The 21839-nt window shown below is 65.1% G+C and carries 19 protein-coding genes; 11 read left to right on the top strand and 8 right to left on the bottom strand.

Annotated elements, in window-relative coordinates:
* Positions 1-40: 40 nt before the first annotated feature.
* Both UC34_RS03235 and UC34_RS03240 read left to right on the top strand, forming a co-directional pair.
* Positions 41-1273, top strand: a complete 1233-nt coding sequence (locus UC34_RS03235) for a diaminopropionate ammonia-lyase (protein ID WP_044453920.1) — start codon at positions 41-43, stop codon at positions 1271-1273.
* Between the two features lie 31 nt (positions 1274-1304).
* Complete coding sequence (locus UC34_RS03240; RefSeq protein WP_044453921.1) at positions 1305-2495, top strand: M20 aminoacylase family protein; 1191 nt, start codon at positions 1305-1307, stop codon at positions 2493-2495.
* 26 nt (positions 2496-2521) lie between these two features.
* Here UC34_RS03240 and UC34_RS03245 read toward each other — a convergent pair whose 3' ends face one another.
* The gene (locus tag UC34_RS03245) at positions 2522-3265 is read right to left on the bottom strand and encodes a GntR family transcriptional regulator (protein WP_044453922.1); all 744 of its coding nucleotides are present in this window, start codon (positions 3263-3265) and stop codon (positions 2522-2524) included.
* Between the two features lie 243 nt (positions 3266-3508).
* On the opposite strand from UC34_RS03245, the gene UC34_RS03250 reads away from it, so the two are divergent.
* Positions 3509-4963 carry a 2-hydroxymuconic semialdehyde dehydrogenase gene (locus UC34_RS03250; RefSeq protein ID WP_044453924.1) on the top strand — a complete coding sequence of 485 codons (1455 nt, stop codon included), beginning with the start codon at positions 3509-3511 and terminating at the stop codon, positions 4961-4963.
* An 89-nt stretch (positions 4964-5052) separates the two neighbouring features.
* On the opposite strand, the gene UC34_RS03255 is transcribed toward UC34_RS03250, so the two are convergent.
* The 3 genes from UC34_RS03255 to UC34_RS03265 form a co-directional block, all read right to left on the bottom strand.
* A complete protein-coding gene (locus UC34_RS03255; RefSeq protein ID WP_044457685.1) occupies positions 5053-6249 on the bottom strand; it encodes an aminotransferase-like domain-containing protein in 1197 nt (398 codons plus the stop codon).
* Between the two features lie 160 nt (positions 6250-6409).
* Complete coding sequence (gene amaB, locus UC34_RS03260; protein WP_044453926.1) at positions 6410-7909, bottom strand: L-piperidine-6-carboxylate dehydrogenase; 1500 nt, start codon at positions 7907-7909, stop codon at positions 6410-6412.
* Between the two features lie 43 nt (positions 7910-7952).
* Complete coding sequence (locus tag UC34_RS03265) at positions 7953-8978, bottom strand: DUF1338 domain-containing protein (protein ID WP_044453928.1); 1026 nt, start codon at positions 8976-8978, stop codon at positions 7953-7955.
* Positions 8979-9164: 186 nt separating this feature from the next.
* Between UC34_RS03265 and UC34_RS03270 the strand changes: the two genes are divergently transcribed.
* A complete protein-coding gene (locus UC34_RS03270) occupies positions 9165-10088 on the top strand; it encodes a LysR substrate-binding domain-containing protein (RefSeq protein WP_044453929.1) in 924 nt (307 codons plus the stop codon).
* A 21-nt stretch (positions 10089-10109) separates the two neighbouring features.
* Here UC34_RS03270 and UC34_RS03275 read toward each other — a convergent pair whose 3' ends face one another.
* Both UC34_RS03275 and UC34_RS03280 read right to left on the bottom strand, forming a co-directional pair.
* Positions 10110-10757, bottom strand: a complete 648-nt coding sequence (locus tag UC34_RS03275) for a YitT family protein (protein ID WP_044453931.1) — start codon at positions 10755-10757, stop codon at positions 10110-10112.
* A 150-nt stretch (positions 10758-10907) separates the two neighbouring features.
* On the bottom strand, positions 10908-12005 hold the full coding sequence (locus tag UC34_RS03280; protein ID WP_044453933.1) for a branched-chain amino acid aminotransferase: 1098 nt from the start codon (positions 12003-12005) through the stop codon (positions 10908-10910).
* A 425-nt stretch (positions 12006-12430) separates the two neighbouring features.
* Between UC34_RS03280 and UC34_RS03285 the strand changes: the two genes are divergently transcribed.
* A complete protein-coding gene (locus UC34_RS03285; RefSeq protein ID WP_044453934.1) occupies positions 12431-12784 on the top strand; it encodes a hypothetical protein in 354 nt (117 codons plus the stop codon).
* 73 nt (positions 12785-12857) lie between these two features.
* Here UC34_RS03285 and yfcF read toward each other — a convergent pair whose 3' ends face one another.
* Entirely contained in the window at positions 12858-13502 is a 645-nt protein-coding gene (gene yfcF / locus UC34_RS03290) for a glutathione transferase (protein WP_044453936.1), read from the bottom strand.
* 215 nt (positions 13503-13717) lie between these two features.
* Here yfcF and UC34_RS03295 point away from each other — a divergent pair, with 215 nt between their 5' ends.
* The 6 genes from UC34_RS03295 to UC34_RS03320 all read left to right on the top strand — a co-directional run bounded on the left by UC34_RS03295 (position 13718) and on the right by UC34_RS03320 (position 20352).
* Positions 13718-14605: a LysR substrate-binding domain-containing protein gene (locus UC34_RS03295; protein ID WP_044453938.1), complete on the top strand. Its 888-nt coding sequence runs from the start codon at positions 13718-13720 to the stop codon at positions 14603-14605.
* Between the two features lie 106 nt (positions 14606-14711).
* Positions 14712-15632, top strand: a complete 921-nt coding sequence (locus UC34_RS03300) for a LysR family transcriptional regulator (protein WP_044453940.1) — start codon at positions 14712-14714, stop codon at positions 15630-15632.
* A 260-nt stretch (positions 15633-15892) separates the two neighbouring features.
* Positions 15893-16756, top strand: a complete 864-nt coding sequence (locus tag UC34_RS03305) for a VOC family protein (protein ID WP_044453942.1) — start codon at positions 15893-15895, stop codon at positions 16754-16756.
* A gap of 19 nt (positions 16757-16775) precedes the next feature.
* Complete coding sequence (locus UC34_RS03310; protein ID WP_335645757.1) at positions 16776-17555, top strand: class II aldolase/adducin family protein; 780 nt, start codon at positions 16776-16778, stop codon at positions 17553-17555.
* Positions 17556-17719: 164 nt separating this feature from the next.
* Positions 17720-19072 carry an MFS transporter gene (locus tag UC34_RS03315; RefSeq protein WP_044453944.1) on the top strand — a complete coding sequence of 451 codons (1353 nt, stop codon included), beginning with the start codon at positions 17720-17722 and terminating at the stop codon, positions 19070-19072.
* 137 nt (positions 19073-19209) lie between these two features.
* Positions 19210-20352, top strand: a complete 1143-nt coding sequence (locus tag UC34_RS03320) for a porin (RefSeq protein WP_237165224.1) — start codon at positions 19210-19212, stop codon at positions 20350-20352.
* Between the two features lie 93 nt (positions 20353-20445).
* Here the strand turns inward: UC34_RS03320 and UC34_RS03325 are convergent, their stop codons facing one another.
* Positions 20446-21495: an aldo/keto reductase gene (locus tag UC34_RS03325; RefSeq protein ID WP_044453945.1), complete on the bottom strand. Its 1050-nt coding sequence runs from the start codon at positions 21493-21495 to the stop codon at positions 20446-20448.
* Positions 21496-21839 lie beyond the last annotated feature (344 nt).

Below are 21839 nucleotides of genomic sequence, written 5' to 3' on the forward strand. Positions count from 1 at the left end.
GAGCGCTGTTCTCACATCCCGCCATCACGGAGCCCCCCCGATGCTTCACCTCAATGCGCATGCCACGCGTGCGCCATACCCGGCCGTTCTTCAGGACATCATGAGCATCGCCCGCGCACAGCAGAGCCGTGAGTGGCTTTCCCATTGGGACGGCCTGACGCCCGGCAGCACACCGCTGCGTTCGTTGCCCGATCTGGCGGCGTCGCTTGGTGTGCGCAGCGTGCTGGTCAAAGACGAGGCGCAGCGCGCCGCGCTCGGCAGCTTCAAGGCGCTCGGTGCGCCCATCGCGCTGGTTCGCCTGCTGTTGCGTCGGTTCGAAGGGCAAGGCTTTACGGCCCGGTCGCTGTTCAGGGGCGAGCATCGCGACGCACTGAGCGAATTTACGGCAATTAGCGCCACGGACGGCAATCACGGCCGCGCGCTGGCCGCAGCGGCGCAAAGCATCGGTTGTCGCTGTGTCATCGTCCTGCATGCGCATGTTAGCGACGAGCGCGAGCAGGCGATTGCCGCGTACGGCGCGCAGATCGTACGAATCGCGGGCAATTACGACGAGTCCGTCGCCGAAGCGGCGGCGCTGGCCGCGCGCAACGGCTGGTATGTCGTATCCGATACGTCCTACGAGGGATATGAGGTCATTCCGCGCGACGTCATGCAGGGCTACGGCATCGTGGCGGCGGAAGTCTGCGAGACGCTGGCGCACGGCGCGGCGCAACAGGATGCCGCGTGTCCGGTCACGCATGTCTTCGTGCAAGGCGGCGTGGGCGGCCTGGCGGCGGGGGTCGTGAGTTATCTCTGGGAGCGCTGGGGTGCGTGGCGCCCGACGTTCGTGGTCGTGGAGCCGGCGCAGGCCGACTGCCTGTATCAGAGCGCCATGGCGGGCAAGCCGGCATCGGCGTGCGGATCGGTGGATTCCGTGATGGCGGGGCTGGCTTGCGGTGAAACGTCGCCGCTCGCCTGGCGCTTCCTGCAATCGTCGGTCGATGCGTTCATGACGGTCACCGATGCGCAGGCCGTGCAGGCAATGAAGCAACTCGCGCGCGGCAGCGACAACGACGTGCCATTCGTCGCGGGCGAATCGGGTGTCGCCGGGCTTGCCGGACTGATGCACGCGGCGGCGACACCGGCGATGGCGACGGCGCTGGGCCTCACGCCGGACGCGCGCGTGCTGCTCATCAGCACCGAGGGCGCGACAGCGCCGGCCGTCTATGCCGCGCTCGTGGGAGAACCGGCATCGTCGGTCATGCAACGCCAGCAGGCGTGGCTCGCTCGCTAACGCAACAATCGATCACGGCAAGGGGGTACGGATGCGTCAGGACATCGCGCAAGAGACTTATTTCGCAAAGGCGCTCACCGGCTGGCGGCATGCCTTTCATCGTCAGCCGGAGACGGGTTTCGAGGAGGTCTCGACGTCGCACACGGTTGCGACGATTCTCGAAAGCCTCGGTCTGGAAGTGCATCGCCACATTGGCGGCACGGGCATCGTGGCGAATCTGCGGGTCGGTAATGGTAACGGTCACGGCACCGGCGCGATCGGCATACGCGCCGACATGGATGCGCTGTCGATCGCCGAGCAGGCGCCGGGGCGCAGCTACGCGTCGCAAGTGCCCGGCAAGATGCACGCATGCGGTCACGATGGCCATATGTCGATGGTGCTGGGCGCGGCGAAATTGCTCGCCGAGTCGCGCGACTTCAACGGTACCGTGCGCTTCATCTTCCAGCCGGCCGAGGAGCATGGCCGAGGTGCGAAGGCGATGATCGCAGACGGCCTGCTGGAGCGCTTTCCCATCGATGCGATCTACGGGGTTCACAACATGCCCGGCATACCGACGGGGCGCATTGCCACGCGCGCCGGCGGGATCATGGCGAGCGAGGACAATTTCGTTATCCGCATCCGCGGCAAGGGCACGCATGCGGCGCGCCCGCATATGGGCGTGGATCCGCTGGTGATCGGCGCACAGATCGTCGTGGCGCTTCAGACGGTGCTCTCGCGCAGTGTCGACCCGGCGGACTCGGCGGTGGTGTCATGCACCGAGTTCATCACGGACGGCATTCGCAACGCGATCCCGACGAACGTCGTGATCAAGGGCGACACACGCAGCTATACCCCGCATGTGCAGCAACTGCTGGAGACGCGCATGCGCGAGATCTGCATGGGCGCCTGCGCCATGCACGGCGCGCATTGCGAGTTCGAGTACACGCACGAGTTCGCACCGACGATGAACTGGGCGGAGAACACGGCACTGGCCGTGCGTGCCGCCATGGCGGTCGCAGGCGAGGCGATGGTCGACGCGGACGTCGCGCCGGTGATGGCGTCGGAGGACTTCGGTGTGTTCCTGCAGCACGTGCCGGGCAACTTTGCCTTCATCGGCAACGGCAGCGGCGATGAGCCGGGTGCGATCCCGCTGCACAACGCCTGCTACGACTTCAACGACGCGATTCTTCCGCTCGGCGCGCGTTACTTCGCACAGATCGTGCGCGACAGTCTGCCGCGCTGAATGCCATGGGTCGATGAGGGCGATGTTTAGCGAACGGTCGCGAGCGGCACCGTTCCGGCGTTGATCACGGCGTCGGGCAGCTCGCGCACCGCTTCAAGCGTCTTGCGGATGTGTGCCGCAAGCAACGACGCTGCCTTGTCGGCGTCGCGTGCAAGACAGGCGTCGAAAATCGCCCGATGCTCTTCATGCACGTCGCGGGGGACCGGACGATGTGTGATCGACAAGCGCCGATAGCGCTCCGACTGGCGATAGAGAATCGCCAGAAAGTGATGCAGCCAGCGCGACGGACACGCGCGAATCAGCACCTCGTGAAACGCGCGGTTACGCGTCTCCCATTGGGCAAACCGGCCGCTGTCGCCGGTCTTGTCGTTCGCCGGATCTCCCAGCCGTTCTTCGGCGAGCGTGAGCAAATGGAAGGCGCTCGTCAGGTCGGCTTCCCACGTATCGTCGCCAAGCGCCACGGACTGACGAAGCGCCTCGGTCTCCAATTGCACGCGCGTCTCGGTGATGTCGATGAAGTCGGCCAGCGAGATGGGCGTGACGCGAAAGCCGCGATGACCGTGCTGAACCACGAGGGCGTCCGCCACCAGCAACGCCAGCGCCTCGCGCAACGTTCCCGCGCCCACTTCGTAACGATCTTTCAGATGCTCGACGCGTAGCTTTTCTCCCGGCGCAAGATGCCCTTCGACGATGTCGCTGCGCAAGCGCAGATAGGCGCTTTGGGCCAATGTGGCGTCGGCGCTCGGAACGGAGGACTGGGGACTGTGCATGGATGAGCGGTGTTACGGCGATTCAGGAGGAAAGTGCCTGTCGGCGCGGCGTGTCGAGATTATACGGAGCTTCCCGAAGATTTTCGCAAAATCGGAAAATAGTCGAGACAATAAAAAATTCTCGAGAAAATGTTGACGAGGACCGATCGGCAGACTTATCGTGTGCGTCATGTCGACGTCGCTTCCCCCGCCATGGGGGGCGGTGTCGCCCGCATCCATCCAAGACACAAGCGAGAGTGAGACATGAAGGATTTCCGGAACTTCATCAACGGTGAGTGGGTATCCACTGCCCGTACCTTCGAGAACCGCAACCCTGTCGACAACAGCCTGATCGGCCACGTCCACGAAGCCGGACGCGCCGAAGTGGACGCCGCCGTGCGTGCGGCCCGCGCGGCGCTGCAAGGTCCCTGGGGCAGCATGACGGTCGCGCAGCGGGTGGAATTGCTGCACGCCGTGGCCGACGGCATCAATCGGCGCTTCGACGATTTCCTTGCGGCCGAGATCGCGGATACCGGCAAGCCGCACGGCCTCGCGAGCCATCTCGACATCCCGCGCGGGGCCGCGAACTTCAAGGTGTTCGCGGACATGATCAAGAACGTGCCGACGGAATCGTTTGCCATGACGACCCCCGACGGCGGCAACGCGCTGAACTACGGCGTGCGCACGCCGCGCGGCGTAATCGCAGTCGTCTGCCCGTGGAACCTGCCGCTGTTGCTGATGACTTGGAAGGTCGGTCCTGCGCTCGCGTTCGGCAACACGGTGGTCGTCAAGCCGTCGGAGGAAACGCCCGCCACGGCGACGTTGCTGGGCGAGGTGATGAACGAAGTCGGGGTGCCGGCCGGGGTGTACAACGTCGTGCACGGCTTCGGCCCCGAGTCGGCGGGCGCGTTCCTCACCGAGCATCCGGGCGTCAACGGCATCACCTTCACCGGGGAGACACGCACCGGCGAAGCCATCATGAAGGCCGCAGCCAACGGCGTGCGTCCGGTGTCGTTCGAGCTCGGCGGCAAGAATCCGGGCATCGTGTTTGCGGACGCCGACTTCGACAAGGCCGTGGCAGGCATTACGCGCTCGGCGTTCGACAACAGCGGCCAGGTCTGTCTGGGCACGGAGCGCGTGTATGTGCAACGCCCGATCTTCGAGCGCTTCGTGGCCGCGCTCAAGTCACGCGCCGAATCGTTGAAGCTCGGCGATCCGTATGCCGAAGGCACGAACTTCGGTCCGCTCGTCTCGCAGGTCCATCGCGAAAAGGTGCTGTCTTATTACGAGAAGGCGCGTGCGGAAGGCGCGACGATCGTGACCGGCGGCGGGGTGCCCGACATGCCGGCGTCGATGAAGGACGGTGCATGGGTGCAGCCCACGATCTGGACGGGGCTGCCGGAAACGGCCTCGGTCATTCGTGAAGAAATCTTCGGACCGTGCTGCCACATCGCGCCGTTCGATACCGAAGAGGAAGTGATTGCGATGGCGAACGCCACGCCATACGGTCTGGCGGCCACTGTGTGGACGTCGGACGTGAGTCGGGCGCACCGCATGGGCGCGGCGCTCGAGGTCGGCGTGTGCTGGATCAACGCATGGTTCCTGCGCGATCTGCGCACGGCGTTCGGTGGCGCCAAGCAGTCGGGTATCGGTCGCGAAGGCGGTGTGCATTCGCTGGAGTTCTACACCGAACTGCGTAACGTCTGCGTGAAGCTGTAAGCGGCGCACATGAAAATGGCAAGGGCCTCGTCAGCTCCCCAGGGATGGCTGACGAGGCCCTTGGCGTTACGGCGGGGCGCTTGCCTGTCTTACCTGAGCGTCACCTGCATGGCGCGTGCCAGACGTGCCACGCCTTCTTCGATCGCCGTCACGGCCGGCGCCGCGAACGACAGTCGCAGCGAAGCTTCGTCGGGTAGCTCGGCAAAGAATGCCGTGCCCGGCACGAACAACACTTTTTCCGCAATCGCATGCGGCAGCAATTCGCTTGTCTTGAGCGCCGCGAGACGGGCCCACACGAACATCCCGCCCTGCGGGGCATGGAACCGGATGGCGTCGCCCAGCTTGTCGCGCAGCGCCTGGCACATGGCGTCGCACTTGAGACGGTAGGCCTCGGTGATCTTCGGCAGATGGCGCGTGAGCGAGCCTTCCGCGAGATACTCTGCGGCCACCGCCTGCGTCCACGGCACGCTGCACAGATCGACGGTCTGCTTGGCTACCACGCAGCGCCGCGCGATCTCCGGCGGCGCTACTGTCCAGCCCACCCGCAATCCCGGCGCCACGATCTTCGACAGGCTCGAGAAGTGCACGACCCAGTCGCGCGAGCCGGGCACCTCTGCCGTCAGGCCGAGCATCGTCGGTACGGCCTCGCCCGCGAAGCGCAGGTTGCCGTAGGGATCGTCCTCGACGATCACGAAGCGGAATTCCACCGCCAGTTTCAACAACGCCAGGCGACGTTCGCGCGAGAGCGTCGCGCCCGTCGGATTGGCGAACGTCGGCACGGTGTAGAGCAGCTTGGGCGGGGCGATCCGGCCTTCGCGCAGCAACGCTTCCAGATGCGCGACGTCCAGTCCGTCGGCGTCGACCGGCACGCTCACAATCGTCGCCTGCTGCAGACGCAGCGCCTGCAACGTGGCGGGATAGGCCGGCTGCTCGGTCACCACCACATCGCCCGGCGCGACCATGACGCGCAACAGCAGATCGAGGCCCTGTTGCGATCCCGTCGTCACCAGCAGTTCTTCCGAGGCGCAGGGCGAACCGCGTTGCGCCATCAAGGCGATGAGTTGTGCCTTGAGTTCCGCGAGTCCGTCCGTCGGGCCGTATTGCAGACAGCGTGTCGGCAGGGAGAAAGCGCGGGCTTGTGCGGCGGCAAGACCGTCGACGTCGAACAGGTCGCTCGCGGGGTATCCGCCCGCAAACGAGATCATGCCCGGCTCGGACAGGTACTTGAACAGTTCGCGAATCGGCGAACCTGCCGGATTGGCGAAGGAAGACGTGAAAGCGTACATGGGGGCCTCGCTGATCGAAGCGTGACGTGAGAAGGCTGACGGGAGAGCGTTGTCGCCGAACGCCATGCGACGTCCGGCACGGAAGACGGTGCGGCAGCGCCGGGGCATCGTGCATCGTCGCGAGGGACGATGATTGGTGCCCCGGCGCTGCCGGCGCGACTTACTCGATCGAGAAGTCGATGCCTTGCGCGAGCGGCAGGGCGGAGGAGTAGTTCACGGTGTTGGTCGCGCGGCGCATGTAGCCCTTCCACGCGTCCGAGCCCGACTCGCGGCCGCCGCCGGTTTCCTTTTCCCCGCCGAATGCGCCGCCGATTTCTGCGCCGCTCGGACCAATGTTGACATTGGCGATGCCGCAGTCGCTACCGGCCGACGACGTGAAGCGCTCGGCTTCGCGCAGGTCGTTGGTGAATACGCACGATGACAGGCCGTGCGAGGACGCGTTGTTGGCCTCGATGGCTTGTGCGAAGTCGCTGTACTTCAGCACGTACAGAATCGGCGCGAACGTCTCCGTCAGTACGACTTCCGTTTGCGACGGCATCTCCACGATGGCCGGTTTGACGTAGAAGCCGCCTTCGTTGCCGGCGACGACATGACGCTCGCCGCCCGTCACCTTGCCCCCTTGGGCGCGCGCCTGATCGAGGGCGCTCTGCATGCGCTTGAATGCGCCTTCGTCGATCAGCGGTCCCATCAGCGTGCCGCGCTCGAGCGGGTTGCCGATGGCGACCTTGCCGTACAGCGTCTTCAGGCGCTCGACGGTCTTGTCGTACACGCTTTCATGCACGAACAGGCGACGCAGCGTGGTGCAGCGCTGACCGGCCGTGCCGACGGCCGAGAACAGAATGCCGCGCAGGGCGAGTTCCGGATTGGCGCTCTCCGTGACGATGCCGGCGTTGTTGCCGCCGAGTTCGAGAATCGAACGACCGAAGCGGCGTGCGACTTCCACGCCGACCTTGCGGCCCATCTCGGTGCTGCCCGTCGCGCTCACGATCGCCGAGCGCGGATCGGCAACGAGGGCCTCGCCGACGTCGCGCCCACCGATGACGAGAGCCGTCAGGCCCTGGGGGGCATCCCCGAACTCGGCAATGACTTCTTCCATCAACTTGTTGACGGCGAGGGCGGTCAGCGGCGTTTTCTCCGACGGCTTCCACACGACCGCGTTGCCGCACACGAGGGCGAGCGCAGCGTTCCACGACCACACCGCGACCGGGAAGTTAAAGGCGGAGATGACGGTGCAAACGCCCATCGGGTGCCACGTCTCGGCCATGCGGTGGCCCGGGCGCTCCGAGGCGATCGTCAGACCGTACAACTGACGCGAGAGGCCCACCGCGAAGTCGCAGATGTCGATCATTTCCTGCACTTCGCCCAGGCCTTCCTGCAGGATCTTGCCCGCTTCGAGCGTGACGAGCGCGCCCAGCGCCTGCTTGCGCTCGCGCAGCTTTTCGCCAAGCAGACGGACCAGCTCGCCGCGACGCGGGGCCGGTACGTTGCGCCATGCGGTGAAGGCGGTTTGCGCGCGCGCGAGGGCGGCCTGTGCGTCGGCTACCGAGGCGCTGGCCACGCGGCCGATCAGTTCGCCGTTGATCGGCGAGTGCACGGCGATGTCGCCCGTCTCGGCCAGTTTGGCAATGCCCAGTTCGTTGAGAATGGAAGTCGCGTTCACGTGAGTGTCCTTTTGGAATTTGCTGAAATCTACGCGTTGGTCGTTACTTGGCGTTGGCCGTCATCTTGAAAATGCCCTGGGCATTGCCCGCGTCGAAGCGCAGGTCGAGTTTCCAGCGCCGTCCGGCAGTGTCGTACTCGCGATGACGCGTGATGAATTCGTAGAACGAGCCCGGCACGTCGCGCGTGACGATCTCGCCATCCTTGCCCCGGAATTCGCGACGCACGGTGTCGGCGCGGTAGGCCGTCTGGAACACGCGACCCGAGCGCGAGCGCTCGACTTCGGGTTTCATGGGGCGGCCCTTTGCCTTCTCGGCGTCCGACAGGGCGAGGACGTCTTCCACGCGGTCCGTGGCGTGGTTAAAAGCGTTGCCCTCCGTCGCGATCCATGCCATTTCGGCCGATTCGGCGAGCAGCAGTTCGTAGTCGGCTTCGCTCGGCACGTCATGCTGGCGGGCGAACGCACCGACGATGACGGGAAGCAGGGCCTGGGCGCTCTCGAGCGGCAGCGTGCCGTCGCGCTCCAGTTCCCACAATTGACCGACGGCCGTTGGCGTGAGCGGGTCTTTCGATGTGCCGACCACGCGCGACACGGCTTGCTGGAACGTTTCCGAAAAGCGCTCCGGGTGCAGCTCGCTCACGAAGAACTGCGAGATTTCGTCGGGGCAGTCTTCGTGGGCGTAGGCGCGGCCCGTCATGCCCAGGCGGTCAAGCGGATAGCGACCGTTCAACCGGAAGCCGAGCGGGCGCAGAATGCGCGTGAACGCGGCTTCTCCCGGGGGCAGCGCGCCGTTCTCGTCCCACCGAACGGTGCGCAGCGCGCCATGGTCGAAGTACACGCTGCCGCCGGCGGCAATCGCCTCTTCGGTATAGGTGCGCCCGTTCTGCGAGCGCTCTAGCAGCCCTTCGAACAGCGCCATGTTCATGGCTTGCGCCAGTTCGGCGCGGGTAACGCGGCCGAACTCGAAGTCGGCGAGGATCGACGGCGCGTTGAGCGTGGCGAAAAGGGCGTCGGTACGGGCCTTCCCGATCAGGGAAACCAGCAGCGACTCCACATTGGCATTGCGCATCGGTGAGTCTCTCAGGCAGGGGCGCTGTGTTGACCAGCGCCGCAGGGTATCAGGGGGAGGGCATGATGCACATGGGGGATCGTAGGGCTTCGCGCCATGCCATCTTGCCGTGACAGCATTATTGGAACGGACGGCTTGCGCGTAAAGCGAGATAAAATTGCCACTTGATGCGTTTTTGGAATCAACATGCGCAAATTCAAGACCCCCGGCACGGCGGCGCTGCTGGCCTTCGAGGCCGCTGCCCGGCATGAAAGCTTCACCCATGCGGCGCGCGAGCTGTTCCTGACGGAGAGCGCGGTCTCGCGCCAGATCGCCACGCTGGAGACACAACTAGGCGTACGCCTGTTCGTACGTGCCAAGCAGCGGGTCATGCTCACGCGCGCCGGGCGTCTGTATGGCACGCAGGTCCGCCGCACGCTGGAGCAGCTCGATCGCGACACGCTGGCGATCATGGCGCATGGCAGCGGCGGCGGGTCTCTCGAACTGGCGGTGCTGCCGACATTCGCGTCGCAATGGTTGATTCCGCGGATGAAAGACTTCGACGATCGCCACCCGGACGTTCGCGTGAACATGGGCGTGCACACCGATCTGTTCACCTTTGGCGAGACGCACTTCGAGGCGGCCATTCACTTCGGGCAGCCGACGTGGCCGGGCACGTCGTCGGACTATCTGTTCGGGGAAGAGGTGGTGCCGGTCTGTCGACCGTCGATTCTGAAAGGGCCGGTTCGCACGGCTGCCGACTTGCTGACGTATCCGTTGCTGCACTCGACCACGCGCCCGAGCGCCTGGACGCAATGGTTCGCCGAACAGCGCATCGAAGACCATCGCGCGTTGCAGGGCGTGCGCTACGAACTGCACACGATGCTGATCGCCGGCGCGGCGGCCGGGCTGGGTATCGCGCTGGTGCCCAAGTTCTTCGTCGAGGGGCAACTGGCGACGCTCGGCCTCACGATTCCATTCGACGTGAAAAGTGTGGCCGAGTCGGCCTATTACCTCGTCTATCCGACCGAGCTTACGCACGGACAACCCCTCAGCGTGTTTCGCGAGTGGCTGCTCGATCAGGCCAAGGCCTATCGGCCGACGTACCGTCCCGATTACCGGCCCGGCTAGGTTCGGGCGGCGTGCGCTGTATCAGCGTCCCGTGTAGCGTCCTGGCTTGTGCCATGCCACGACCATCGCGCTCATCGCGATGGCGGACAGGGCCGACCATGCCACGCGGCCCGAGGGAATGACGCTCAGCGAGACGAGCAGAATCGTCGCGTCGATGCACACCTGCGTGATGCCGGCGTTGATGCCCCGTCGGCGTTGCAGCCACAGCGTCACGATGCCGGTGCCGCCGACGCCCGCGCCATGACGCGCCAGCGCCAGAATGCCCATCCCGCACAGCGTGCCACCCACGAACGCCGCGAACAGCGGGTTGACGAAGGCGACGTTGAACGTCTGCGGCATGGCCGCCAGGGCGAAGGTGATCCCGAAGCTCGCGATCGTCGACTTGAGCGCAAAGCGGGCGCCCATCGTGAAATACGCGAAGAGGAAGAACGGTATGTTCACCAGCGTGAAGATGGTGCCTACCGGTAGCGGAAAGAGGTAAGAGGCGAGCAGTGCGATGCCTGCCACGCCGCCGGTGACCAACCCGGCAGCCTTGAGCAGCACCAGACCGACCACCACGAATGCCATGCCGATGACCATCGCATAGATGTCTTCGAGCACGGAGTGCGGAACGCCGATTGTGTCGGTTGCCGCAATGGCGCCGGATACGGCGCCCGTGTCGTGTTTCATGATCTGTAAGTCAGGAACAACAGGACGGCGCGCCCGACTCTCCTGATGTCGGTGACGCGCCGCCAGAGATTTCCCGCGTCGCTGTCTCGGGCGACGCGCAGCTTCACAGCTTGTTATGTCGATGCGGTGATTGACCGATACAACGCGCGATCAGGCGATATGGTGCACCCAGCCGAACGGATCGGCGATCTTGCCGCGCTGAATGCCCGTGAGTTGATCGCGGATGCGCTTGGTGACGGGGCCTTCGCCGCCGTCGGCGATGTTGAATTCGCCGTTGGCGTGACGCACCTGACCGATCGCCGTGACGACCGCGGCGGTACCGCAGGCAAACGTTTCCTTCACGCGCCCGCTGGCCGCATCGGCCTGCCACTGGGCAAATTCGTACGGCGCTTCGTTGACCGTGAGGCCTTCGCGGCGCGCCAGTTCGATGATCGACGCGCGGGTGATGCCCGGCAGAATCGTGCCCGAGAGGGGGGGCGTCTGGAGCGAACCGTCGTCCATGACGAAGAAAACGTTCATGCCGCCGAGTTCTTCGATCCAGCGGTGTTGTGCGGCGTCGAGGAACACGACCTGATCGCAGCCCTTGGCGCTCGCTTCCGTCTGCGCGATCAGGCTGGCGGCGTAGTTGCCGCCGCACTTGGCGGCGCCGGTGCCGCCCGGGGCGGCACGCGTGTACTGGTCCGACACCCACACCGTGACGGCCGACTTGCCGGCCTTGAAGTACGGGCCGACCGGGCAGGCGATCACGCAGAAGATGTATTCATGTGCGGCACGCACGCCGAGGAAACTCTCGGAGGCGAACATGAACGGACGGATGTAGAGGCTGCTGCCTTCGGCGCCCGGGATCCACGCGCGGTCGATGTCGACGAGCTTTTCCACGGCTTCAAGGAACACGCCTTCCGGCAAGTCGGCCATCGACATGCGCTGGGCCGATTCGCGGAAGCGCTTCGCGTTGGCTTGCGGACGGAACAGCGAGATCTTGCCGTCCTCGCTCCGATAGGCCTTCATGCCTTCGAAGATTTCCTGTGCGTAGTGCAGCACGGCGCATGCGGGGTCGATCTGGAACGGACGGCGGGCTTCCACCTTCGCGTCGTGCCAGCCCTTGCCTTCGGTCCAGCGGATCGTGACCATGTGATCCGTGAATACACGGCCGAACACCGGATTCGCCAGCGCGGCGGTGATCTGGTCGGCGGGGGTGGGGTTGGCGTGCGGCTCCACGACAAAACGCAATTGGTTGTCAGCGCTCATGTTTCTTCAGTGTCTCGGCAGAGGTGGCTTGATTCGTCTGTGCCGTTAACGTAAACGGCAAGGTGGCATATTTTCCTCCTTTCGGGGCCTGCCTGTCGACTGAATTCACCGCTTCTCACGTCACGGCGGGCTTCTTTCGGAATTTGTGCCGGAAAATGTCGGAAATTGGTGAATTTTTGCTGGAATTCTGCGCCGTTAGCCGGAATTTTCGTTCTCGGAGGCGCCGCGGCGCTTCCCGGGTCGGGTCAAAAGTGTGTAAAAAAACATTTCCGACCACGAGGCGGACTGCGCTCGACATTTAATATCGAAAGCGCATCATGTCGGGAACGCTCCTGGCGTTGAAGTCGCGCAACGGTTGCCTTCGGCGACCGCATCGCCGCGCGCTGGACGTTCCCACCCGATATGCGCAAAGGGAGAGGAGACGCATGAAGTCGACGACGATTCGGATGTTGCGCGCTTACCTGCTCGTGGCGTCGCTGGGGGCCATGTGCATCGACGCCTGCGTGGTGATCGCCATGTTGGTGTTCGACGTACCGCAGCGTATCTTCACCTCGGGCGATTTTCGTATCGCAATGGCCGGGTCATTGCTGCTGCTGGTGCTCGCGGCGCGCTCGGTGGCGCAGGCCGCCTATGAGGCGGCGCTCGCGAGCCGCCACGTGACACTGGGCGGCGAGAGCCGACAGCGCACGGTCGCGGTACGCGAGGACTGCCCACACCGGTTGCTCGTCCTGTTTCACCTGCGCATCCATCGCCAGCAATTGGCGATGGTCGCGCTCTGAGGGTGATCCGCGTTTGTCTGCGCTTGTCGGCACTGGCAGGCGCAGGCTGCCGTCGACAGCCTGCGTAGTGAGATCAGGCGAGCGGCGGGCGTTGCATGGCAAGCCACTCCTGCACCGCAGGGTGCTGGAACTGACGACGGGCGTATTCGGCAAGATTCTGCGGCACCACGTCGTCGTTGTACACGAGACGGTTGAGCATGACGGCGAGATCGACGTCCGCGATACACCACTTGTCGAACAGCGACATGCGACCGTCCGGCAACAGGCTCTGTGCGATGGCGATGAGCTTGTTCGCGGCAGCGTAACCGGCATCGGTCAGCGGCTTGCCGGACGGACGGTAGAAGATGACCTGCGTCGAACGGTCTTCACGCAGGGCGCCCAGATCACTGCGCAGCCAGGCCTGCACCTGGCGCGCTCGCGCGTGTTCGCGCACGTCGGCCGGATACACGGGAACGTCCGGCGAAATCGCTTCGAGATATTCATCGATCGCCGACGATTCGGACAACGTGAAATCGCCATGCACGAGCGTTGGCACACGACGCGTGATCGACAGGTCGGCAAAGCCGCTTTCGTGATGGGCGCCCTGATCGAGGTCGACGGTGCGCAGATCGAACGGAATCCCTTTCTCGCGCAACGTGACGAAAACCGACAGTGCATAAGGGCTGGTGAACTGTGCGTCGACGTAGAGCGTGAACGATGCGGGGGCAGCGGCTGACACGGTGAACTCCTTTGGCGGAACATGCGGAAAAGATGCGAAGGCGAGGGTGCGAGGGCGAAGCGCGCAGGCGAATGCCTCTCGGACGCCTATCTTGCCGCACCCGCGCGGTGATAAGCTACTGCACAAATCGATGGCAAGCTGTGATCTGGAATCACAGCTCATTGCCGCAGTATGGCCTCCCGATCCGGCCCCAATTTCCGTTGTTTTCCCTGTCCATGACGTCCGAGCACCGCGCCCGTCCTCCGCTGGCAAATCTGGAAACCGTCTGCCTGGTGGCACGCCACGGTTCGTTTACTGCTGCCGCCGAGGCGAGCGGTCTTACGCACGGCGCGATCAGTCGCCGGGTCGGGGCCGTGGAAAACTGGCTCGGCTGCGCCCTGTTCGAGCGTCACGGGCGAGGCGTCAGCCTGACGTGCGACGGGCAGCGCTTTCTGGGGCGCATCGAGCACGCGTTCGACGTCATCGATGCCGCCGCCGATCAGTGGCATCAGTCGCGCAAGGTGCCTGCCGTTCGGCTGAGCGTGGTGCCGTCGTTCGCCAAACTCTGGCTGCTGGAGCGGCTGCATTCGCTCCAGTCGGGCCAGCCGTTCATCGACATTCAGGTCACCACCGAACACCGCAATGCGGACGTGGGCGCGGGTGAAGTCGACATTGCGCTGCGCTACGGTCGCGGTGGCTGGGCGAGCGTCGATGCCGAGCCGCTGATGAGCGAGATGCTGTATCCGGTCGCGTCGCCGGAAATTGCACAGCGTGTGAAGGGCGCGAGTGCGTCCGAACTGCTGGCGATGCCGTTGGTGCACGACTCCGATCTGACGGGGTGGCGCGCGTGGTGCGGGGCGCAGGGCGTGTCGCTGCGTCCTCGCGCGCGCGATCGTCGCTTCGAAGACTATACGGTGGTGCTCGCGGCGGCCGAGGCGGGGTTGGGCATTGCGCTTGCGCGCGCGCCGCTCGCGCAGGACTGGATCGCTCGGAGTCGGCTCGTGCGACTGTCCGACGTGGAAGTCGAGTGTCCCTTGCGGTACCACATCGTGACGGCCAAACGCGAGAGGCGCCCGGAGGTGCTGGAAGTGATCGCGCGTCTGCACGCTAGCGCGCGCACGTAAATACCATGATCGCGACATCGCGCAGGGGCGGGGTTTCCCGCACTGCGCGCGTTGCGGCCCGTTGCCTAAAATGCGGGACGTTTTTGGCAGAACTGCACGGCTGGGGATGAACTTACGCTCGCTCGATCTGAATCTGTTGCTCGTGTTCGAGTCGTTGCTGCGCACGCGCAGCACGACGGTTACGGCCGAGGAACTTAACCTCACGCAGTCGGCGGTGAGCAATGCGCTCAAGCGACTGCGGCTGGCGTTCGGCGATCCACTGTTCGTGAAGACACCGCAGGGCATGCTCCCCACCGAGCTCGCCACCTCGCTGGCGTCGCCGGTCACCGAAGGGCTCGGGTTGATCCGGGGCGCCATCGAAGCGCCGCAGGACTTCGTTCCCGCCAGGGCGCAACGCACCTTCCGCCTGTATCTGAGCGACATCGGGCAGTTGATCTTCATGCCTAAACTCATGGCCACGCTGGCGGTGCAGGCGCCGGGCGTGCGCATCGTGACGGTCGACACCACCCCGCGTGAAGCGCAAAGCGCCATGGCGATGGGCGACATCGATCTCACCCTCGGGCTGTTCACGCGGTTCTCGTCGGGCTTTCATCAGCAACGGCTGTTTCGCGAGCATTACGTCGCGCTCGTGCGCGACGGGCATCCGACGATCCATGGCGAACTGACGGTCGAGAACTTCCGCAATGCCGCGCACGCGGTCTATCGTCCGACCGCCGGCCACCACGACGTATTCGAGACGGCGGTCGAGCAGTGGTTTGCCCGCTCGGGGCACCAGCGCCATGTGGCGCTGCGCATGGCGCATTCCATGGGGCTCTCCGCACTCATTGCCGCAAGCGATCTAGTGGTGTGCGTGCCGACGCGGCTGGGCCGCGCGCTGAGCGCCAACGCCGACCTGCAAACGTACGCGCTGCCGTTCGAGAGTCCCGAGTTCGACATCTCGCAACTCTGGCACGAGCGCTTTCACACCGACGCCGGCCATCGCTGGCTGCGCAACACGATCTTTCATTTGTTCCACGGCGAAGACTGAGCCGCGAGCCAGCACGCAGGACGTCGAGCGCCTTCACCCTCGCCCCCCGCCGCGCCGGAGTGTCTTGTCCCTTGCCTCGACAGCGCGCGCATCCCCCAATGCTGCACACCCAATTCACAGCGTAAATACCGGACATTTACGTAATTTGTTGGCGTCATGCGGCGCGCATCCTTATCGTATCCCTCACAAGACTGACGTCGTCGAACCGACGTCGCCGGACGCCAGTCCGGGACATGAACAACATCCGCAGGAGACAAGCGGTGATCAATCTGCACGACATTCGTTATGTGCGGCTGGGCACGCGCGACCTCGAAGGTGCCACACGCTATGCGCGCACCATTCTCGGGTTGCAGGAAGTGCGTCGCGAGGCCGGTTGCGTATTCCTTCGCAGCGACAGCCGCGACCATTCGGTGTGCTACTTCGAAGGCGACCCCACGGACCACACGGTGGCGTTCGACATCGCGAGCGATGCGCATTTCGATGCAGCTGCTGCGCAACTCGAAGCGATGCACATCGCATTTCGTCGCGGCACGCGCGACGAAGCTGACATGCGTCGCGTGGCTGACTTCCTCACGTTCCGCGATCCCACGGGCAACCAGATCGAACTCGTGCTGCGCGCTGCCCAGACCGGTCGCGGCTATCACGGCGAGCGCGACGCGGGCATAGACTCGTTCAGTCACGTTGGGCTGTGTACCACCGACGCGCGCCGCGACGAAGCGTTCTGGACCAGCGTATGCAACGCCCGGGTGTCGGACCGTATCGGCGACGCACCGTTGCTGCGCATCGACGACGTGCATCACAAGATCGCGCTGTTTCCGGCCAAACGCGCGGGCATCCAGCATGTGAACTTTCAGGTCAACGGCATCGATGACCTGATGCGGTCGTGGTACTTCCTGCGCGAGCAGGGCGTGCCCATTCGCTTCGGTCCGGGGCGTCATCCGACGTCGCATGCGATGTTCCTGTACTTCGCCGGTCCGGACGGCATGGTCTACGAGTACTCGACCGGCGTGCGCAAGATCGCGCCGCAGGACGAGGCGACGTACGTGCCGCGCCAGTTCCCGTTCGATCCGACCGGATTCTGCATGTGGGGCGCCAAGCCCGAGATTCCCGAGTTTTCGTCCTGACATGGCCGGCGGTATCCCCATGACTCACACTACGCTTCCCACCGCCGGCATGCCGAGTATCGCCAGCGTCGCCGCACTCGACCGCGCAGTGCGCGTGGCCGCGCGAACGCTGGCGCGCGCCGGACTCGCACACGCGTATGGCCATTGCAGCGCGCGAATCGACGACGCTCACTTCGTCGTCTGTGCCGCACGTCCGATGGGACTGATCGGTGTCGGCGAGACGGGTACTGTCGTGCCCATCGACGGCCCGCTGCCTGAGGGCGTGTTGGGCGAAGTGCGCCTGCATCAGCAGATTTACCGCGCGCGTCCGGAGATCGGCGCAGTCGCGCGAACGATGCCGTCCAAAACGATGTCGCTCTCGACGCTGCGCCGCACGCCGCGCGCGCTGCATGGGCCGGGCACCTATTTCGCACCGGGCGTGCCGCTGTGGGACGACCCGCAATTGATCCGCTCGGACGAACAGGCGGCGGCGGTCGTTGCGTGCATGGGCACGAACGCTGCCGTTGTCATGCGTGGCAATGGCGCCGTCGTCGCTGCCGACACGCTCGAAGCGATGGTCGCCCTCACCTGGTATCTGGAAGACGCCGCACGCGTCGATCTCGACGTGCTCGCGCTCGAAGGGAGGTTCACGGCAGCGGTGCTCGACGACGCGCAATGCCGCGCGCGGGCCACGCGCTCGGGCCGGATCATCGAGCGGATGTGGGAGTACCTGTCGGCAGGGGATCCGGAGTTGTCCGGTGCTCATGTTGCCTGTGCCGCCCACGCCACCCGAGCCGCCAACGTGCCGTCAACGTCATGAGCGCTGCCAGCGTCACGCGCGCGGGGCGCCGCGCGCCCATCACCCGAAGGTTCTCGATGTAATCGCCCCCAACCGGCGGCGGCGTCGACATAGAGCGTCGTGCACCGACACAGACGCCACGACCCGTCGCTCAGTCTGCGGTAGTTGCCGCACAGGAGACAGACATGGAAATATCCGCTTTGATGAATCGCAGGGGCATCACGCCATTTCAGTGGCGCGTGATTGCCCTGTGCTTTCTCATCGTCACATTGGACGGCTTCGATACCGCCGCGATCGGTTACCTCGCGCCGGCGATCCGCAGCGAGTGGGCGATGGCGACGACGAGTCTCGGCACGGTGTTCGGTGCAGGCCTCGGCGGCCTGATGCTCGGTTGCTTCATCTTCGGCCCGCTCGCGGACCGTATCGGGCGCAAGCGCGTGCTGATCCTCTCCGTGGTGCTGTTCGCGCTGGGCAGCATTGCCTCGGCGTTCGTCCATAGCCCGACGGAGCTTGCCGTGCTGCGCTTCATCACCGGTATCGGGCTGGGTGGCGCGATGCCCAACGCCATCACGCTCAGCTCGGAATACTGCGCCGAGCGCATGCGTTCGCTGCTCGTCACGGCCACCTTCTGCGGCTTTACGCTCGGATTCGCCATCGGCGGAGAGATCGTCGCGCAAACGTTGCCGCATATCGGCTGGCGTGGCGTGCTGATCGCCGGTGGTGTGGTGCCGCTGCTCGTCGTGCCGGTGCTGATGCGCTGGCTGCCGGAATCGATGCGCTATCTCGCAGCGCGCGGCGACCGTGCGGACCAGTTACTGGATATTGCGCGCCACATCGATCCGACGCTCACACGTATCGATCCGGAAGTCGCACCGGCCGGTGCGGCAAGTTCGGCGGTGGGGGGCCTGTTCACGCGCCGCTATGTGGTGGGCACGATGCTGCTCTGGGCGACGTATTTCTGCACGTTGTGCGCGTTCTACCTGCTCACCAGCTGGCTGCCGCTGGTCGTCAAGGACTCGGGCTATACGCTCGCGCAAGCGGCACGTATCGGCGCGATGCTGCCGCTCGGCGGCACGGTGGGCGCGGTGCTGATCGGTTTTGCCATGGACCGCACGAGTCCGTACCGTGTGCTCGCGGCGTCGTATGTCATGGCCGGCATTGCGCTGTGCGTGCTGGGTTCGGTGACGCATCAGGCGGGCTGGCTGATGATCGTCGTCTTCCTCGCGGGCTTTGGTGTTGCGGGTTCGCAGACCGGCGCCAATGCGTTGACGGCGGCCTACTACCCGACGGCCTCGCGCGCGACCGGGGTAGCGTGGGCGCTGGGGGTGGGCCGTCTCGGTTCCATCCTCGGTTCGAGCCTCGGCGGCGTGCTGATCGCCACGGCGTCGAGCACGGCTCAGGCGTTCCAGATCGTGGCCATTCCGGCTTTCCTCGCGGCGGGTCTCATGCTGGTCATGCGTCGCCGCGTGGCACGTAGCGGATCGCTCGCGCCACCGGCGAGCACGCCGCCGACGAACCCGGCGACGGGCCGCGTCTGAAACGCGTACGAGGGCGAAGACCAGCCTCTCGCCCATGAAGTACCCGCCGCAGGGTTCGTCCCCCGACGGCCATGCGGCGGCGCTGCAAACTGACCGGCACAGGTCAGGCCACCACAAGCATCTTCGGAGACATCACCGTGATCCACAAGGGACTGCCTGCGCTCGCGCTGGCTGCCGGCCTCGCATTGGCCACCACTTCCGCCTCGGCCCAGAGCGTGACGCTCTACGGCATTCTCGATACCGGCGTCGAATATATCTCGCACGCCGGCCCCAACAACAGTTCGCTCGTGCGCATGCCCGCCAACACGGGGTCATTGCCGTCGCGCTGGGGCTTGCGCGGAGACGAAGATCTCGGCGGCGGTCTGCACGCGTTGTTCACGCTCGAGAACGGCTTCAACGTACGTGCGGGCGACCTGAATCAGGGCGGACGCCTGTTCGGCCGTCAGGCATGGGTCGGATTGTCGAACCAGTACGGCACGCTGTCGTTCGGCCGCCAGTATTCGATGACGTTCTGGGTCATGGCGGACGCGGACATTCTCGGGCCCGATCTTTACGGCAGCGGCTCGCTCGACAGCTACATTCCCAACGCGCGCAGCGACAACACGGTCGCATACAAGGGCGTGTTTCAGGGCCTGACCGTTGGCGCGACGTACTCGTTCGGTCGCGACAGCGGCGGCGCCGGCAACTCGCCGGGGCAGGGCACCTGTGCGGGACAGACGCCGGGACAGATGACCGCGTGCCGTCAGATCTCGGCAATGCTCAAGTACGACACGGCATGGTTCGGCGTGGCGGGCGCATGGGACGAGCAGCGCGGCGGTGCCGGGGCGGCGGCGAGTTTCTTCAACGGCGCGGCGGCGGTGCCGCTCACGAGTTCATCGGACAAGGACACGCGCTGGCAACTGAACGGCTATGTGAAGGGCGGCAACTGGAAGGCGGGGGCTGGCTGGCTGGGTCGTCGCGTACAGACGGCGTCGGCTGCCGTGGCAGATGTGAACTCCGACATGTTCTACCTCGGCGCGCTGTATCAGTTCACGCCGACGTTTGCCGTCGACGGCGAGGTCTTTCGGATGCTCAACTCGCGTCAGAACGCCCGAGCGACGATGGCGACCCTGCGCGGCACGTATTTCCTCTCGAAGCGCACGGCCGTGTATGCCCAGCTTGCCTGGCTGGGTAACAGCGAGCACGCCGCATATTCCGTGAGCTCGGGCGGTGCGGGCGGCTCACCGACCCCGGGCACGAGTCAGTTGGGCGTGAACGTGGGCATGCGTCACACGTTCTGAAGTTCCGACCGAGTAGCGGGACAAGGAAGGAAAAACGGCGCACCGGTGAGTCCGGTGCGCCGTTTTTCATGGGTGACGTTTCAACAGTTCACATCACAGCAGACCGGCTTCGGCGAGTTGTGCGCGACGCGGGTCACCCTGACGCGAGAGCATCCAGCCCGGGTACTCGCTCGGCAACGCGCTGGCCGCATTGATCGCCGACAATTCGCGTTCGTTGAGCGTCACGCGTGTGGCGGCGATGTTGTCGTCGAGCTGATCGGCACGCTTCGCCCCGATGATAACGGTCGAGACGACCGGTTGCGCGAGCAGCCAGGCCAGCGCGATCTGCGCCACGGAAACGCCTTTCTCGGCTGCGATGCCGCGCATCACGTCGATCACGTCGTAGGCGCGCTCGACATTGACCGGCGGGAAGTCGAAGGTCTGGCGGCGTGCGCCGTTTTCCGATTGACCGTCACGCGTGTACTTGCCGGAGAGCAGGCCGCCTGCGAGCGGGCTCCACACCATCAGACCCACATTCTCGCTGCGCAACATCGGCACGATTTCGCGTTCGAGATCGCGTCCCGCGACCGTGTAGTACGCCTGAAGCGAGGCGAAGCTCGCGAGATTCAGGCGTGCCGAAATGCCCAGCGCCTTCGTGATCTGCCATGCCGCCCAGTTCGATACACCGATGTAGCGCACGTGGCCCTGACGCACCAGCGTGTCGAGTGCACTGAGCGTTTCCTCGATCGGCGTGGCCGGATCGAAGCCATGCACCTGATACAGATCGATGTGCTCGAGTTGGAGGCGTTTGAGGCTGGCTTTGACGCCGTCCATGATGTGATAACGCGACAGGCCGCGCGAGTTGCTCGTTTGCGCGCCGGTGACACCGAAGACCTTGGTTGCCACGACCACGCTGTCGCGCGGCACCTTGAGGTTGCGCAGCGCCTGACCGGTGAGCGCTTCCGACTGGCCTTCCGAGTAGACGTCGGCGGTGTCGATGAAGTTGATGCCCGCGTCGAGCGCACGGCCAACGAGCGCGTCGACGTCGTTCTGCTGCAATTGGCCGATCTTGCTCCAGAAGTCGCCCTGTCCGCTGAAGGTCATCGTGCCGAGGCACAGTTCCGAGACGAACAGGCCGGTGTTGCCGAGTTTGCGTTGTCGCATTGCGTCGCTCCGTAGAAATTGCCGCCCGTCGCAGAAGACCGCCGGGAGGGTGGCGGCTTGCACGGGATGGGATGCATTATGCGGCGCGGGGTATCGGGCAAGCAGTACCTGTTCCTGCACATTTTTTGCCTGATTCTGCAAGCCCGTGGTCGGCTTGCCGGGAACGCAAGCGCAAAAGCGAGAGAAAGCGTTGGCCGACAGGGAATTCGGGGGGGGATCGTGTCGCCGGGGTATCGCCGTCCGACGCCGGGTGTCTTCCGCATTTTTGTCGGATTCTCTGAATTTCATGCCTGATCGTGCCCATCTGATGGCGGAGAATCGGGCAAGTTCTCGCGACGAGCGTA

The organism is Pandoraea vervacti (assembly GCF_000934605.2).
Taxonomy (GTDB): domain Bacteria; phylum Pseudomonadota; class Gammaproteobacteria; order Burkholderiales; family Burkholderiaceae; genus Pandoraea; species Pandoraea vervacti.

What these genes read in the sequence shown, in the direction of transcription:
- UC34_RS03235 (WP_044453920.1), top strand. Translation starts at nt 41, where the DNA reads ATGCTTCACCTCAATGCGCATGCCACGCGTGCGCCATACCCGGCCGTT.
- UC34_RS03240 (WP_044453921.1), top strand. Translation starts at nt 1,305, where the DNA reads ATGCGTCAGGACATCGCGCAAGAGACTTATTTCGCAAAGGCGCTCACC.
- UC34_RS03245 (WP_044453922.1), bottom strand. Translation starts at nt 3,265, where the DNA reads ATGCACAGTCCCCAGTCCTCCGTTCCGAGCGCCGACGCCACATTGGCC.
- UC34_RS03250 (WP_044453924.1), top strand. Translation starts at nt 3,509, where the DNA reads ATGAAGGATTTCCGGAACTTCATCAACGGTGAGTGGGTATCCACTGCC.
- UC34_RS03255 (WP_044457685.1), bottom strand. Translation starts at nt 6,249, where the DNA reads ATGTACGCTTTCACGTCTTCCTTCGCCAATCCGGCAGGTTCGCCGATT.
- UC34_RS03265 (WP_044453928.1), bottom strand. Translation starts at nt 8,978, where the DNA reads ATGCGCAATGCCAATGTGGAGTCGCTGCTGGTTTCCCTGATCGGGAAG.
- UC34_RS03270 (WP_044453929.1), top strand. Translation starts at nt 9,165, where the DNA reads ATGCGCAAATTCAAGACCCCCGGCACGGCGGCGCTGCTGGCCTTCGAG.
- UC34_RS03275 (WP_044453931.1), bottom strand. Translation starts at nt 10,757, where the DNA reads ATGAAACACGACACGGGCGCCGTATCCGGCGCCATTGCGGCAACCGAC.
- UC34_RS03280 (WP_044453933.1), bottom strand. Translation starts at nt 12,005, where the DNA reads ATGAGCGCTGACAACCAATTGCGTTTTGTCGTGGAGCCGCACGCCAAC.
- UC34_RS03285 (WP_044453934.1), top strand. Translation starts at nt 12,431, where the DNA reads ATGAAGTCGACGACGATTCGGATGTTGCGCGCTTACCTGCTCGTGGCG.
- UC34_RS03295 (WP_044453938.1), top strand. Translation starts at nt 13,718, where the DNA reads ATGACGTCCGAGCACCGCGCCCGTCCTCCGCTGGCAAATCTGGAAACC.
- UC34_RS03300 (WP_044453940.1), top strand. Translation starts at nt 14,712, where the DNA reads ATGAACTTACGCTCGCTCGATCTGAATCTGTTGCTCGTGTTCGAGTCG.
- UC34_RS03310 (WP_335645757.1), top strand. Translation starts at nt 16,776, where the DNA reads ATGACTCACACTACGCTTCCCACCGCCGGCATGCCGAGTATCGCCAGC.
- UC34_RS03315 (WP_044453944.1), top strand. Translation starts at nt 17,720, where the DNA reads ATGGAAATATCCGCTTTGATGAATCGCAGGGGCATCACGCCATTTCAG.
- UC34_RS03325 (WP_044453945.1), bottom strand. Translation starts at nt 21,495, where the DNA reads ATGCGACAACGCAAACTCGGCAACACCGGCCTGTTCGTCTCGGAACTG.